This is a genomic window from Schumannella sp. 10F1B-5-1, from assembly GCF_006517535.1.
Classification (GTDB): Bacteria; Actinomycetota; Actinomycetes; order Actinomycetales; family Microbacteriaceae; genus Schumannella.
The window spans coordinates 1-249 of record NZ_VHQH01000214.1 but is presented as its reverse complement, the minus strand read 5'-3'; the positions used below and the strand labels follow the sequence as shown (position 1 = coordinate 249).

The 249-nt window shown below is 76.3% G+C and carries 1 pseudogene; it reads left to right on the top strand.

Annotated features, from left to right (window positions below):
• Positions 1-249: pseudogene (locus tag FJ658_RS15465) on the top strand (orotidine 5'-phosphate decarboxylase / HUMPS family protein); the annotation flags it as partial.

Below are 249 nucleotides of genomic sequence, written 5' to 3'. Positions count from 1 at the left end.
GTCGCCGAGCGCGGCCCGCTGTGCGTCGGGATCGACGCCCACGCACCGCTGCTGCGCGACTGGGGGCTGGCCGACGACGCCGCGGGGCTGCGCGAGTTCGGCCTGCGGGTCGTCGACGCGGCCGCGCCGCGGATCGGCATCGTCAAGCCGCAGATCGCCTTCTTCGAGCGGCACGGGTCCGCGGGCTATGCGGCGCTGGAGGAGATCCTCACCGCGGCGCGCGCGGCCGGTCTGCTCGTGATCGCCGAC